Below are 15,059 nucleotides of genomic sequence, written 5' to 3' on the forward strand. Positions count from 1 at the left end.
TTTTTCTTTTTACCCTTGTCCTTATATGGTCAATCTCACGTTTTCTCTTTATTTCTCGTTCATACTCTTATTTTCTCAGGCATCTTATTTTCCTTAACAAAGGCTTTTTTGATTCTTCATACCCTTAAAAAACTTTTTACAATAAAAAACTCCCGGCAAAAGCCGGGAGTTTTTTAAGTTAATCTTTATTCCAGATCAATCTTTGCATATAATGGTTTGTCCTCTGCTTCACGCGGTGGTGTGCTGCGTGGAACTTCGGTTCTTGGAGCTGCGTTTGATTCGTTTCTTTCCTCGAATTTGCGCTCTCTAAACTCGTTATTCTGTCTTGGAGCACGTCTGCGATTTTCGCCGTCCTCCTTATTGCGGAAAACATAAGGTTTCTTTTCCTGACCTTCTGCATTGCCGCGTCCTTCGCCCTGTGGTCTGCGGCCATTTGGACGATAACCGCCTTTGTTATATGGTTTCTTCTTGCCTTTATAGTTGTTGTATTTCTTTACCGGATTGGTAGAGCTGATCACAACACGGCGGTTTGGCTCTTCGCCGATAGAAGAAGAGGTTGCACCCTCAACAGTAGAAACTGTTGCATGGATGATTCTTCTTTCATATGGATTCATTGGCTCAAGTGTTACGCTGCGGCCGGTTTTAACCACGTTGCGTGCCAGTCTTTTTGCCAGAGATTCCAGAGTTTTTTCGCGTTTTTCACGGAAGTTGCCGCTGTCGATGGTAATACGCATATAGTCGCCATCGATTCGATTGATTGCAAGGCTTGCAAGATACTGGATTGCATCGATAGTTTCGCCGCGGCGTCCAATAACAAAGCCCAAATCATCGCCTTTGAGGGTAATGTTGAGGTTGTCGCCATCCTTGTTTGCCTCTGCGGTGAAGTCCTGCACACCCATTGCCTTGAGGATAGAGGTTACATACTCAACAGCAATTGCCTCTTTATCCTCTTCTTTTACAAATACCCGAACCTTTGCCGGATAGGTTTTCAGTCCGAACAGTGCTTTTTTCGGCAGATCAATAATTTCGAATTCTACCTTTTCTCGGGAAACATTCATCTGCTGACATGCTTCTTCGATTGCCAGTTCAACTGTTTTTCCTGTTGTAATGATTTCTTTCAAACTGACACCTCCTCTGATAATCAGTGAAAAATCGCAACATTATTCCAAATCGTCATCGGTAACTTCAGTATAAACGTCACCGTATTTTTCGGCATCCTGCTTTCTTGCCTGTGCCAGTTTCTGACGATTGATTTCTTTCTGAGATTTTGCTTTTGCTTTTGCTTCTGCGTCTCCGTCGCGCGCTTTCTTCTTTGCTTCGATGCGCTCCTGACGCTCTTTTTCTCTGCGTTCTTCCGCTTCCTGTCTTGCCTTTGCAGCCATTTCCTTTGGATTATAGAACTTGTTGAGGACAACAGACTGAAGCAGCATCAAGAGGTTGGAAATAATCCAGTAGATACCAACACCAGCTGGAACCTGGAACGCAATGTACAGGGACATCAATGGAGAAATCAGCATCATGGTCTTCATGGTACCTGCTCCAGGGCCTTCCATTGGAGTAGGGCTGTTTTTCATTGCAATCCAAGAGGACAGGAATGCTGTCACACCGGAAAGAATTGGAATCAGAACCATGATGTTCAGAGCCAAGGACGGTGTTTCACCCAGGTTAATACCCAGGAAGTTTAAGTCAAACGACTGAACTGCATTGATAAAATCCTGGCCTAACGCCGAATATGCTTCTGGATTTGCCTGTACCGAAGTAATGATACTGGTCTGTGGGGAATAGTGGCTGAATGCAACACCCAGTCCTTCCATAATTCCCTGAGCCTGTGCAATCAAATCGCTGCTCATGCCAAGAATGTGGGTCATCGGTTTGTAGATTACATCAATCAGACCGAACAGAACCAAAAAGGTAATAAGCATCGGCAAGCATCCACCTGCCGGATTGTAGTTCTCACGCTGATAAAGCTTCTGCAGCTCTTCATTCATCTTCTGCTGATTTTTAGCATACATTTTCTGAATTTCCTGCATCTGAGGCTGGATTGCAGCCATCTTTGCAGAAGATTTCTGCTGCTTGATTGAAAGCGGAACCATAACAAGCTTTACAAGCAGGGTGAAAATGATCAGCGACCATCCATAACTGTGCAGAATGTTGTAAAGCAGCCGCATGATTAAACCAAGCGGATAACCAAGAATATACATTGAAAACCTCCATTCCGCATTTTTGCCCCTCAAATTCTGGCAAAAATGCTGCGCCTTACGCCCGCACCTTCTGTGCAGTGGGTCATGCTCTATTCAATTGTCAAAGGTACCCGACCGAAACATTTCTGGTAGTGTCTGCCACTTTTGCAGCAGAGCGGTGGTGTTATCTGTCTCGATCCAGTTTTTCGGGTACCGGATCATAGCCTCCCGGATGAAACGGGTGGCACTTTAAAATGCGGCGCAGCGCAAGATAACCTCCTCTGATCGCTCCAAACCGCTCAATTGCGGTAAAAGCGTAGGCCGAGCAGGTCGGATAAAAGCGACACCGCGGCGGGAAGCATGGAGAAATGACTTTTTGATAAAATCGAATCAGCATCAGCATGAAATATTTCATTTTCTACCTTCTTCTAAAAAACCTTTATCTTTTTGCATACCGGACTTGTCCGTTTCCATCGAAAACTCCATATCACAAAAAGGATTTAGTTCTTCCCGTCTTTTTTTGTTTTTACTGGCTGCTTTTTTCCATTCGGTTCCCTTTTCTGGCTGTCCGGAGATGTAAGGCTCAAAATCTGTTTTTTTAAAACCGGCATCAGCTGTGTGGACTTTACTTGTGGGGTCTTTGCTCTTGCAACAAAAACAAAGTCCCATCCCTGTTCAATCATCGGGTCGATCTGATAAAACGCAGCGCGAATAATGCGTTTACAGCGATTCCTGCAAACGGCTTTTCCAACTTTTTTGGTAACCGTGATTCCAATCCGGTTTCGTCCCAGACGGTTTTTGCTCGCATAGGTGACAATCAGCGGATGGACAGCACTTTTTCCTTTAAAATAAAGGCGCTTAAATTCTTTATTGAGCTTTAAGGTTGTTTTTTGATTCATAGCTCATGTCCCCCATCCTCAAATAGATAAAAAGAAAGACCACTTATCGGGATAAGTGGCCTGCTTATTCTGGAATGAAACATGGAAGGCAGAATAAACAGAGCCTATTCCCTGTTTCCTCCCGGTATTCCCCGCGAAAAGGAACCGCGCTGGATATTAAAATGGACAGTGAGAAAAAGCTGTCTAACAGGAAATTAATATGTCAGCTGTTTTCTGCCTTTTGCTCTTCTGCGTGCGAGAACTTTGCGGCCGTTTTTAGTAGCCATTCTCTTTCTGAAACCATGCTCTTTCTTTCTCTGGAGCTTCTTTGGCTGATATGTTCTTACCATTTTTTCTAACCTCCCTTCAAGGCGAAACCTTACAGAGTAAAATTATAGACAAAAACCTGAAAAAAGTCAATAGAATCTCCCATGATTACGCCTTTTATTTTCTGTATTATATCAGAAAACTTTTTAAAATCCCATTCCTTTTATACAAATAGACCATGCCTTTCTTTTCTTCTTAGAAACGAAATTCTTCTTTTGACGGAAAAGAACATAAAAAATTCCAATTTTTTTCTCATTAATCTGTACATCATTACCCGTTAAAAAGTGTTAAAAGCTCTTGAAAATCTGTTTTGCCCTGTGTTAAAATATTATGTGTAAAAAGCGTTGAAAATTTTATTTCCACAGTCTCTCCACATTTTCCTCCAAAGTTTTTCCACTCGCTTTTTCTTTATCAAATTTCTTGTTTAATCTGCGTGGAATTTCCTGTGAACTAATGTGAGGAACTGTTAAACAGCGTTGCATAAATATACACCCCCTGCTTTTTTCCCATTTAAAGGACCTGTAAGCGGGGGTTTTACTGTCTTTTTTCCTGTTCGGGCAGATCTTGAAATCTCAGGAAAAAGATAATTGCGCATTGTCAAAAGAAGGGAATTGTAAAATATGGAATCGTTTAAAGAATTGTTTCAGATGGTGAAAGATTACACCAGGCAATATGTAATCGACTCAAAAGAACTTTCTGAACTTGCATATCAGCTCTGGATCAAGAGTCTGGAACCAGTTAGCTTTGACGGCAATACTGCTGTTTTATATATTAAAGCCGAATTCATGAAAAAGATTGTAGAGGAAAAATATCTGGATCTTCTCACAAAAGCCTTTGAAGCTGTTGTTGGTTTTCCTGTTAAAATCGAAATCCTCTGTGAAACTTCTGAAAAAGGAGACAAAAAGGAGATTTCTCCAGCTTCCATCCAGACCTCTTCCCCCTCCCCTGTTCTTCCTTCTTACAGTCAGGAAGAGATTGATATGAACAGTCAGGGTGGAGAATATGAATATACCTTCTCCACCTTTATTGTTGGCAGCTCCAATAAATTTGCACAGGCTGCCTGCCGTGCTGTTGCACAAAACCCTGCCAACGCATATAATCCTCTGTTTATTTATGGCGGATCCGGCCTTGGAAAAACCCACCTTTTGTATGCTATTGCTGGAGAAATCAAAGAAAGCCGCCCGAAAACCAATGTAATCTATGTAAAAGGCGAAGAATTTACCAATGAATTAATTGCTGCCATTGGTGCTGAATCCACCAAAGAATTTCATGACAAATATCGCCAGGCAGATGTCCTCTTGGTAGATGACATTCAGTTTATTGGAGGAAAAGAAAGTACCCAGGAAGAATTCTTCCATACCTTTAATACCCTGTATCAGGCAGGAAAACAGATTGTTTTAACCTCCGACCGTCCTCCAAAGGAAATTAAAACCCTGGAAGAACGTCTGCGCACCCGATTCGAATGGGGCCTGATTGCAGATATTCAGCCACCGGATTTTGAAACCAGAATTGCGATCATTAAAAGAAAAGCAGAACTTCTGGACTTGGAGATTCCAAGCATTGTAGAAGAATACATTGCAAACCATGTAAAAAATAACATTCGACAGCTCGAGGGCGTTGTAAAGAAGCTGAATGCTTATAACAAATTGGCTCAAACCCCGCCATCCATTCTGCTTGCACAGAGTGCTATCCGGGAAATTCTGACCGACAATCAGCCAATTCCTGTTACAGTAGAACGAATCATTTCTGAAGTCGGCCGTACTTTCGGGGTCAGCTCAGAAGATATCCGTTCTTCCAAACGTTCTTCCCAGATTTCCAATGCAAGACAGATTGCCATGTATGTTATCCGTGAGATCACGCAGATGTCCATGGCCGCTATCGGAAATGAATTTGGCGGACGTGACCATTCTACCGTTGTTTATGCAACCGGACAGGTGGTAAAAAACATGAAACAGGATACAAAATACAAGGAAACCGTAGAGGATATTATTAAAAATATCCGGGATGCTTAAATTCTATACTAACATCTTTATCCTCTCACTATCTTGTGGAAACTGTCCTTTTTCCAGTTATTCCATTGCTCTTTTATAAACATAAAAAAGAGTTTTTCACATTCCACAATCAACCAAATTCACATTGATTTTTCACCATTTTTTCTTCTCCAACTTATCCCCGAAAAGCTCCACTAATTTTAAACACTTTCAACGGACTTTTCAACTAATTTCCCGTTAAAGTTTTTATTTTTCACTTTTTCACAAAAAGCAACACGTGTTTTTCTCAATTGCTTTTTATGAAAAAGTGGCTTATTCTGCGCATTTTTCTTTCCTTTTCACAAATCCACAGTCTCTACTACTACTACTAAATTTATTTCTTCTATCTTTTCTCTTTTATAGAATGATTTTACTGTGTGAAGAATTAAAAAGAGAAAAATGGAATTGTACTTATGTGTGGGGGAATTTGTTTTCCCAAACAACAAGCGTTAATGAGGCAGAAAAAGCAGATCGGAACATTTTTTCGGATTGGTGAAAGAAGAACCACAAAATTGTATTTGTGTCACATACAAGATATAGGGATATAAAAAGAAAAAGCCCGTTGTCAGGGCTTTTTCTTTTTTTTGAGGTATGGTATAATGACAAAAACAGATTATTTTGCAAGAAAAAAGGTCGCAAACAAAGCGGCCTGTTTTTTCCTGCTTTCCCTAGATTCAAGGAGGAGATTGCTATGAAATTTATTTGCCAGAAGGATTTGCTGGTAGAAGCTGTTTCCAATGTTTCTCGTGCTGTTTGCGCTAAGTCCCCTATTCCAGCACTGGAAGGTATTTTATTAAAGGCGCAGGAAGGTCAGCTCCAATTAACCGGATATGATCTGGAACTTGGAATTGTCACAACAATCGAAGCAAAAACAGAACAGCAGGGCGAATTGGTGCTTTCTGCAAAACTGCTGCTGGATATTATCCGAAGAATTCCGGGTGAAACCGTATCGATTGTTTCGGATGAAAAGAATTTGGCAACCATCCGGGGAGGAGCTTCGGAGTTTACCATTCCAGGCATTTTAGCAGACGAATATCCAGAGCTGCCAAATGTAGAAGAAAAATCGGATCTGGTTATGAAACAGGGAACTTTAAAATCCATGATTGACCAGACTTTATTTGCTATTGCAACCACCGACTCCAAACCGGTTCATACCGGTTCCCTGTTTGATATCAAGGATTCCTGTGTTACTTTGGTATCAGTAGATGGTTACCGTCTTGCACTGCGCAGAGAAGCGATTGTTTCGGATTTGAATACCAAATTTATTGTTCCGGGAAAAACATTGTCCGAGATTTCCAAACTGCTTCGGGAAGAGGATGAGGAGGCATACCTTGTAGTTTCCCAGAAACATATTGTGTTCCATATCAGCGGATATTATGTGGTTTCCCGACTGCTGGAAGGAGATTTCCTCGACTATAATGCAGCTATTCCAAAGATCAGCAAAACCACCGTTAAAATCAATACCCGCAGCCTGACTGATTCGGTAGAACGTACTTCTCTGTTGATCTCCGACCGTCTGAGAAGCCCAATCCGTCTGGTTGTAACAGAAAACAAGGTACAGCTGAGCTGTTCCACTGCAATGGGTAAGGCACATGATGAGGTGGATTGCGAGGTTTCGGGAGAAGCAGTCAGCATGGGATTTAATAACAAATATCTTCTGGATGCACTCAAGGCATCTGACTGTGATATGGTAAAACTGGAGATCAACGGTGCGTTGTCTCCAATGAGAATGATTCCGATGGAAGGGGACAGCTTCCTCTTCCTGGTATTGCCAGTGAGGGTGAAAAACGATGACTAATGCAGAAAAAGTTGTAATTACAACAGAATTTATTAAGCTGGATTCCTTTTTGAAATTTGCAGGTCTGACTGATACCGGCGGTCAGGCAAAGGAACTGGTACTGGAAGGCAAAGTAAAGGTAAATGGAGAAGTATGTACCATGCGCGGCAAAAAAATCCGTCCGGGAGATACGGTAGAAGCGCTGAATCGCTGCTTTGAGGCGGTAGAAGGTTAGTTTGGGAGGGCATTCGAATGAAGCTTGAGAGTATTGAATTGACGAATTTTCGCAATATCCGCTCACTCAGGCTCAAAGCGGATGCAGGTGTCAATATTATTCACGGCGAGAATGCGCAGGGAAAGACCAATCTGACCGAGGCAATCTGGATGTTTACCGGAGCAAAAAGCTTTCGGGGCGCAAAGGATAAGGAAATGATTCGCTTTGGAGAAACTTCCTGCAAAAGCAGCATTACCTTTTCCAGCACAATGCGGGAACAGTGTGCGTCTATCGAACTGTTTTCGTCAGAAAATGTTTCTCCAGATCGGAAATTAAAACACATTGAGCTCAATGGGATCACATTGGAAAGCACTTCTGAACTGTCAGGACAGTTTTATGCAGTAGTGTTCTCCCCTTCCCATCTTTCTTTGATCCGGGAAGGTCCTGCCTTTCGCCGGAAGTTTCTGGATACAGCGATTTCTCAGATTCTTCCCCGTTATGAGCATTACCTCCATGAATATCAGAGAATTTTGCTGCAGCGCAACACGCTGCTCAAAGATGTTATGCGTTTTCCTCAACTGATCGACACCATGGATGTCTGGGAGGAACATCTTGCCAGAGCTGCGGCAGCGGTTGCTTTCTGCAGGGCGAGATATGTCAGCCGAATCCGACCAAAAACGATTGAGGTGTACGACGGTATCTCTTCCGGCAAGGAAAAGCTGGATGTTTTTTATCAGTGTGGATTAGAAAATCCACAGGACCGCACCAGAGAGGATCTGCGGGAGTTCTTTCTCAGAGAATTGCAGAGTACCCGCAAGGCAGATATCGAGCGTGGATCGACCCTGTGCGGCCCGCACAGAGACGATTTGGAAATTCTGGTCAACGATATGCCAATGCGTCTATACGGCTCCCAGGGGCAGCAGAGAAGCGGTGTGCTTGCGTTGAAAATGGCAGAGTGCGGTATGGTGGAGGAAGTTACCAGCGAAACGCCGGTTGTTTTGCTGGACGATGTTATGAGTGAACTGGATGCCGGCAGGAGAGATTATTTGCTCAATCATCTGGAAAACCAGCAGGTTTTTGTAACTTGCTGCGATGAAGACAGCTTCCGAGGCTTAAAATCGGGAAAACGTTTTCTGATCCAGTCAGGAGAGCTGATGGATACACAGACTTATTAGAGCGGGGAGGAAACCACGTGTATTTACATTTGGGACAGGATGTCGTGGTGCGCAGCCGGGATATTGTCGGTATTTTTGATATCGAGAACACTTCGGTTTCTAAAATCACCAAGGAATATTTAACAGATCAGGAGAAAAAACACCGGGTCATCAACGTTTCTTCTGAACTGCCAAAATCATTTATTGTGTGCAGTGAAGGAGAAAAAGAAGAAAAGGTTGTTACGGTTTATATTTCTCAGATATCCTGTGCTACCTTGAAAAAAAGAAGCGGCTATGTGGATAAACTGGGTCTTGCCTAGTTTCTGGTATTATTTAAAAAAGCACCCTGAAAATGGGTGCTTTTTTATGTGCTCAAATCCCTTAAAAAGACAAAATATTACAAACGAAAATCAAAGAAACAAAACCTTTGAAAAAAATGCTATTTAGAAGATAAGAATTCAATAAAAATATTTTACATAAAAGCCTTTTTATGGTATAATAAAAGGGCATTAAAAAAGAAAAATCCTGGGTTTGTCGTGCATGCTTTTTACTTCTGAACATTAGACTTTGGAAGGTCCAGGAAGGGTGAAAAGCAGCCGGCTTTTTTTATGTTGCAGGAAAAGCACGACGTTCAGCAAATAAACGATGGAGGGAATCACTTTGGAAAATACACCAGAAAAAAATCCGGAGATGATTGAAAATTACGACGCAAGTAATATTCAGGTTCTGGAAGGTCTGGACGCAGTACGTAAGCGTCCTGGTATGTATATCGGTTCCACCGGCCCACAGGGTCTTCATCATCTGGTCTATGAGATCGTGGACAACTCGATCGATGAGGTTCTGGCAGGAAACTGTACCAAGATTCTGGTCGACCTTCTGCCGGGAGATATTGTCCGTGTTAAGGATAACGGACGAGGCATTCCAGTTGGCATTCAGCCAAAGCTGGGCATTCCGGCTGTAACAGTTGTCTTTACCGTTCTGCATGCAGGCGGTAAATTCGGTGGCGGCGGATACAAGGTCTCCGGCGGTCTGCACGGTGTTGGTGCTTCGGTTGTAAACGCTTTGTCTGAATGGCTGGAAGTTGAAGTCTGTGACGGTCAGTACCGTTATTATCAGCGCTTTGAACATGGTAAAGCTGTTTGTGATCTGAAAAAGGTAGAGCCGACCACCGAACGCGGCACACAGGTTGCGTTTAAGGCAGATCCAGAAATCTTTACCGAAACCACACATTACGATTATGAGGTTCTGTTAAAGCGTCTGCGCGAGCAGGCCTTCTTAAATGGCGGCGTCAATATTACCTTCACCGATGAACGCGGAGAAGAGCCGGTAAGCGAAGTGCTGCACTATGAAGGCGGAATCCGCAGCTTTGTAAACTTCATTCACGAAAAGAAAAAGAATATCTGGGATGTCCTGCATCCGGATGTAATCTATTATTCCGGAGACGGAGAGCGTTCCACCGTGGAAGTTGCGCTTCAGTATAACGACAGCTACAACACCACCATCCTCTCCTTTGCAAACAACATTCATACCGCAGACGGTGGTACCCATGAGATCGGTTTCCGTACCGCTCTTGTAAAGGCGTTTAACGACTATGCAAAGAAAACAGGGGTGTTTAAGAAGGAAAGCGACAAATTCACCGTAGAGGACGTGCTGGAGGGCTTGACAGCGATTATTTCGGTTAAGCTTGAGGAAGCTCAGTTTGAAGGCCAGACCAAAACCAAGCTGGGAAATACCGAGATCCGTACCCTCACCTACCGCATCACCTACGATAAACTGAGCACCTACTTCGAGGAAAACCCGGCAGTAGCCAAACTGATCATGGAGAAAACCCTCACAGCAGCTCAGGCACGTGAAGCAGCAAGACTTGCAAGAGACCGTACCCGTGAAAGAAAGTCGGCTCTGGAAGGCGTGAGCCTGCCTGGTAAACTGGCAGACTGTTCCGATCACGATAATGTCCGCACCGAAATCTACATCGTAGAGGGTGACTCTGCGGGTGGTTCTGCAAAACAGGGCCGTGACAGCTCGTTCCAGGCGATTCTCCCTCTTTGGGGTAAGATGCTCAACGTTGAACGTGCGCGTCTGGATAAAGTTTATACCAACGAAAAGCTTCTGCCGGTTATCACCGCACTGGGATGCGGTATCGGCGACGAGATTAATCTCGAAAAGCTGCGCTATGGCAAGGTTATCATCATGGCCGATGCCGATGTCGACGGTTCTCATATCCGTACTCTGCTGCTGACCTTCTTCTTCCGCTTTATGCGTCCACTGATTGAAGAAGGACATATCTATCTTGCACAGCCACCGCTGTTTAAGATCTATCGCGGCAAGAAGGTGCGCTATGCTTATTCTGACCCGGAAAGAGATCAGATCATCGCAGAAATGACCGCAGACGGCGGTAAAGTGGATATCCAGCGATACAAAGGTCTTGGTGAGATGGATGCCGAACAGCTGTGGGAAACTACCATGGATCCGGAACATCGAACTATGATTCAGGTAACGATGGAAGACGCTGAGCAGGCAGATGAAATTTTTACCATTCTGATGGGCGACAAGGTTGCACCAAGAAGAGAATTCATCGAGCAGAACGCAAAATATGTAAACAACCTCGATATCTAGGGGAAACGTTATGAAAAAAGAAAAAACACAGCCAATCAAGGAAAAGCGCTCTGTCACCGACTTTGAACATCGCATGACAGTAACGCTGGAACCAAAGCACTACATCAATTACGCAATGACCCATTCACGGGATCAGATCAAAAAAGCTCGTAAAAGAGCAATCTTCTGGGCGATTTTCTTCTTTGTATTAGGCGCGATTGCGCTGTTCAAAGGAGCTTCCATGGAAGGCAGCATGGCAGATATTTATCTGGTAGCAGGAATCCTGATGATTGTTTATCAGCTTTTCAACCTGTTTTATCATTTTGTCATGTTCCCGGTTGCGCTCAAACGCTCGGTCAGCAAAGAACTGAAAAAAGATCCAAGCCTGCTTTCTCCAATGGAATATGCTTTCGAGCCGGATAAGATCGTGTGTTTTCTGGATGGAAAACATCGCAATTCGGTCCTGATGGAGGATGTTTTGGGTGTGGAAGATCTGGAAGACACTCTGATTATACAGATTAAGGGCGGAAAACGGATGATCTTCCCGAAAAATACACTGGAACAGGCTGATCCTGTAATACAAGAACAGATTAAATCCCTTCAAAAATAAGAGTCCGACAGGATAAAAAGAGGTGTTTTTAAGTGGATAATCAGGAAAATTTGACGGTTGATACCGAAGAAAAACCAGAAGAACAGCAGAAAGAACCGGAAATGACTGCTGAATCGACAGAAAATGTTTCCCGTGAAACATTGGACGGCTTCAAGATCTCCTTCGATGCAAAATATGACGATATTTTTGAGGGTCTGGAGGCTACTGATAAAGCAGATGGAACCAATCTGAAAGCAAGAAAGCTGTTTTTGGTCATTGCAGTGCTGTTTTTGATGCAGGTGGCTTGGTTTGCCTACACCAGAAGTGGAATTGCACTGATTTTTGTGGTGCTTTTGGGTGCAATGTCGTATATGCTCAAGAAAAAGATCCAGAAATTCAACAAAGAGATTGCAAAAGAGTTTGAAGCAGAAGGCAAACAGAATGTCATTCTGGGAGAAGATGTACTCCAGCTCAATGAAAAAACCGTTTCCTATTCGGAAATTGCGACCTTGTACGAATTTAAACACAGCTTTTCTTTGATTTATCAAGGAAATCATGTTTACATTATCCCGAAAAATGTTCTGGAAGAGGGCCAGGCTGAGCAGTTTGCTGCCCTGATGAAAGAGAAAATCGGGGATAAATATCAGAATATTTCCAAGAAATAAGCCTCACTTTCACAGGCCGAACGGCATTCAGGAAAGGAATGAGAAAGAATGAATACATCGGGTGAAAACCTGATCTTAAAAGATATCGCAAGTGAGATGAAGGATGCGTATCTGGACTACTCGATGTCGGTTATTGCGGCACGAGCTCTGCCGGATGTGCGTGACGGATTAAAGCCGGTTCACAGACGTATCCTCTATACCATGTATGGAAATGGACTATATCCGGAGAAACCGTTCCGTAAGTGTGCGGATACGGTTGGTAACGTGTTGGGTCAGTACCATCCACATGGTGACGCATCCGTTTATGATGCGCTGGTTCGTATGGCACAGGACTTCTCCCTGCGCTATCCGCTGGTTCATGGACACGGAAACTTCGGTTCGGTGGATGGAGACCCTCCGGCTGCTTACCGATACACCGAGTCAAAGATGAGCAAAATCTCGATGCGGATGCTCACTGACATTGATAAGGAAACCGTTGACTTCATGCCAAACTACGATGACCGTCTTCAGGAACCGGTCGTTTTGCCAAGCCGTTTCCCAAACCTTTTGGTGAACGGTTCAACAGGTATCGCAGTTGGTATGGCAACCAATATCCCGCCTCATAATCTGGGTGAAGTCATTGATGGTGCTTGCTGTTTGCTGGATAATCCAAATGCAGGATTGGATCAGCTGATGGAACATATCAAAGGACCAGACTTCCCTACCGGCGGTATCATTATGGGCCGTTCGGGTATCCGCGCAGCTTATGCGACCGGACGAGGAAAGATCATCCTCCGTGCAAAGACCCACATCGAACAGCATAAAAATGGCCGTGAGAGAATTATCGTTACCGAAATTCCTTATATGGTCAATAAAGCAAGACTGATTGAGCGCATTGCAGATCTGGTCAAGGAAAAGAAGGTTGACCAAATCAGCAATATTCGCGATGAATCCAGCCGTAAAGGTATGAAAATTGTCATTGAGCTCAAACGTGATGCCAATGCACAGATCGTGCTCAATCAGCTGTATTCTTTCACCCAGCTTCAGGATACAGTGGGTGTTACCATGCTGGCTCTGGTAAAGGGTGAGCCAAAAACACTCAGCTTAAAACAGATGCTGGAAGAGTACATCAAGTTCCAGGAAGAGATCATCACCCGCAGAACCATTTTTGATCTCAAAAAAGCAAAAGAGCGCGCTCATATCCTCGAAGGTTTGCTGACTGCACTGGATTATATCGATGAAGTTATCTCGATTATTCGTTCTCATTATACCGTTCAGGAAGGTAAAGCAGCCTTGATGGAACGTTTTGGATTGGACGATGTTCAGGCTCAGGCAATCGTACAGATGCCTCTGGGACGTCTGGCTGGTCTGGAACGTGAAAAGATCCAGACAGAAGTGGATGAACTGCATGCAAAAATTGCAGAATACAATGCAATTCTGGCAGATGAACAGAAGATTCGCGCAATCGTCAAGGAAGAACTTCTGGAGATCAAAGAGAAATTTAACGATCCAAGAAGAACCGAGCTGGCTACCATTGAGGGTGAAGTGGATATCGAAGATTTGATTCCGGAAGAATCCTGTGTGGTTACCCTCACCCGCTTTGGATATCTCAAACGTCAGCCTCTGGATGTTTACAAAACCCAGCGACGTGGTGGAAGAGGTATCAGCGGCATGACCCGCCGCGACGAGGACTTCGTCAGCGATATCTACACCTGCTCGACTCACGATTATCTGATGTTCTTTACCAACAAAGGTAAGGTTTACCGCATTAAGGGATATGAGATTCCGGAAGGTTCCCGCACTTCCAGAGGAACCAATGTGGTCAATATCCTGCCGTTGGAGCAGAATGAAAAGATTACCTGCGTCATCAAAACATCTGATATTGCAGCCGAAAATAAATACTATGTCATGGTTACCCGCAACGGTATCATCAAACGTACCGAATATAATGCCTATATCAATGTCCGCAAGAGCGGCTTGATTGCGATTAACTTGGATGAAGGCGACGAGCTTGCATGGGTTAAGATTACAAACGGCAGCGATGACCTGATTCTGGCAACCAGAAACGGTATGAGTATCCGCTTTAACGAAGAGGATGCACGTTCGATGGGAAGAACTGCCCGCGGTGTAAAAGCAATTGCGTTGGATGAAGGCGATCAGGTTGTTGGTATGGTTGTTGCAGAAGAAGGAAAAGATATCCTCACCGTTTCTCAGTCCGGTTTGGGAAGAAGAACCGATGTTTCGGAATACCGAATCCAGACCAGAGGCGGTAAAGGTCTGCGAAACTACTACTGCGACAAGAATGGACCGGTGGCCGGATTTGAAAAGGTCGACAGTGAAAACGATATTATTCTTATCACTGACAGCGCTATTATCATTCGTATTCCAGTAGACCAGATTTCCAAACAGTCCCGTTATGCAGGCGGTGTTAAGGTAATGCGTGTGGACGAAGAGACCAGCATTATCGGTATCGCAGCGGTTGAAAAAGAAGAAGAATCGGAACAGGATGGTGATTCTTCTTCAGAGAATGAACTGTCTGCACAGACTGATGAAACCGTAGAGACAGCCGATCTGCCTCAGCCAGATCCTGAAAAGGAACAGGAACAGATTTCCCGCCTTCTGGATGCAGCAATGCAGGAAGAAGAGTAATGGTAATTCCTAATTCCTGTGG

General features: G+C 43.9%; 14 protein-coding genes. 9 read left to right on the forward strand and 5 right to left on the reverse strand.

What is annotated here, in order from left to right; translation table 11 throughout:
- Positions 1-185: 185 nt before the first annotated feature.
- The 5 genes from jag to rpmH all read right to left on the reverse strand — a co-directional run bounded on the left by jag (position 186) and on the right by rpmH (position 3,408).
- The gene (gene jag / locus BQ5375_RS02825) at positions 186-1,121 is read right to left on the reverse strand and encodes an RNA-binding cell elongation regulator Jag/EloR (protein WP_022131476.1); all 936 of its coding nucleotides are present in this window, start codon (positions 1,119-1,121) and stop codon (positions 186-188) included.
- A 39-nt stretch (positions 1,122-1,160) separates the two neighbouring features.
- Positions 1,161-2,201 (reverse strand): YidC/Oxa1 family membrane protein insertase, encoded by a 1,041-nt coding sequence (locus tag BQ5375_RS02830; RefSeq protein WP_022131475.1) that lies wholly within the window; start codon positions 2,199-2,201, stop codon positions 1,161-1,163.
- 163 nt (positions 2,202-2,364) lie between these two features.
- Complete coding sequence (yidD, locus tag BQ5375_RS02835) at positions 2,365-2,595, reverse strand: membrane protein insertion efficiency factor YidD (protein ID WP_022131474.1); 231 nt, start codon at positions 2,593-2,595, stop codon at positions 2,365-2,367.
- Positions 2,596-2,680: 85 nt separating this feature from the next.
- The gene (rnpA, locus tag BQ5375_RS02840; protein WP_022131473.1) at positions 2,681-3,079 is read right to left on the reverse strand and encodes a ribonuclease P protein component; all 399 of its coding nucleotides are present in this window, start codon (positions 3,077-3,079) and stop codon (positions 2,681-2,683) included.
- Between the two features lie 194 nt (positions 3,080-3,273).
- Positions 3,274-3,408 carry a 50S ribosomal protein L34 gene (gene rpmH, locus BQ5375_RS02845; RefSeq protein WP_022131472.1) on the reverse strand — a complete coding sequence of 45 codons (135 nt, stop codon included), beginning with the start codon at positions 3,406-3,408 and terminating at the stop codon, positions 3,274-3,276.
- Between the two features lie 597 nt (positions 3,409-4,005).
- Between rpmH and dnaA the strand changes: the two genes are divergently transcribed.
- The 9 genes from dnaA (at position 4,006) to gyrA (ending at position 15,037) form a co-directional block, all read left to right on the forward strand.
- Positions 4,006-5,397 (forward strand): chromosomal replication initiator protein DnaA, encoded by a 1,392-nt coding sequence (gene dnaA / locus BQ5375_RS02850; protein WP_022131471.1) that lies wholly within the window; start codon positions 4,006-4,008, stop codon positions 5,395-5,397.
- Between the two features lie 709 nt (positions 5,398-6,106).
- Positions 6,107-7,213: a DNA polymerase III subunit beta gene (gene dnaN, locus BQ5375_RS02855; RefSeq protein ID WP_022131470.1), complete on the forward strand. Its 1,107-nt coding sequence runs from the start codon at positions 6,107-6,109 to the stop codon at positions 7,211-7,213.
- Positions 7,206-7,427 carry an RNA-binding S4 domain-containing protein gene (locus BQ5375_RS02860; protein ID WP_022131469.1) on the forward strand — a complete coding sequence of 74 codons (222 nt, stop codon included), beginning with the start codon at positions 7,206-7,208 and terminating at the stop codon, positions 7,425-7,427. The genes dnaN and BQ5375_RS02860 overlap by 8 nt, the downstream gene beginning before the upstream one ends.
- 17 nt (positions 7,428-7,444) lie before the next feature.
- Positions 7,445-8,581 (forward strand): DNA replication/repair protein RecF, encoded by a 1,137-nt coding sequence (recF, locus tag BQ5375_RS02865; RefSeq protein ID WP_022131468.1) that lies wholly within the window; start codon positions 7,445-7,447, stop codon positions 8,579-8,581.
- 17 nt (positions 8,582-8,598) lie between these two features.
- Positions 8,599-8,880, forward strand: a complete 282-nt coding sequence (remB, locus tag BQ5375_RS02870; protein WP_022131467.1) for an extracellular matrix regulator RemB — start codon at positions 8,599-8,601, stop codon at positions 8,878-8,880.
- Positions 8,881-9,205: 325 nt separating this feature from the next.
- On the forward strand, positions 9,206-11,176 hold the full coding sequence (gyrB, locus tag BQ5375_RS02875; protein ID WP_407937708.1) for a DNA topoisomerase (ATP-hydrolyzing) subunit B: 1,971 nt from the start codon (positions 9,206-9,208) through the stop codon (positions 11,174-11,176).
- A gap of 10 nt (positions 11,177-11,186) precedes the next feature.
- Complete coding sequence (locus BQ5375_RS02880) at positions 11,187-11,765, forward strand: hypothetical protein (protein ID WP_022131465.1); 579 nt, start codon at positions 11,187-11,189, stop codon at positions 11,763-11,765.
- A 32-nt stretch (positions 11,766-11,797) separates the two neighbouring features.
- Entirely contained in the window at positions 11,798-12,409 is a 612-nt protein-coding gene (locus tag BQ5375_RS02885) for a YcxB family protein (protein WP_022131464.1), read from the forward strand.
- Between the two features lie 48 nt (positions 12,410-12,457).
- A complete protein-coding gene (gyrA, locus tag BQ5375_RS02890) occupies positions 12,458-15,037 on the forward strand; it encodes a DNA gyrase subunit A (protein WP_022131463.1) in 2,580 nt (859 codons plus the stop codon).
- Positions 15,038-15,059 lie beyond the last annotated feature (22 nt).

Source organism: Negativibacillus massiliensis, assembly GCF_900148495.1.
GTDB lineage: Bacteria > Bacillota > Clostridia > Oscillospirales > Ruminococcaceae > Negativibacillus > Negativibacillus massiliensis.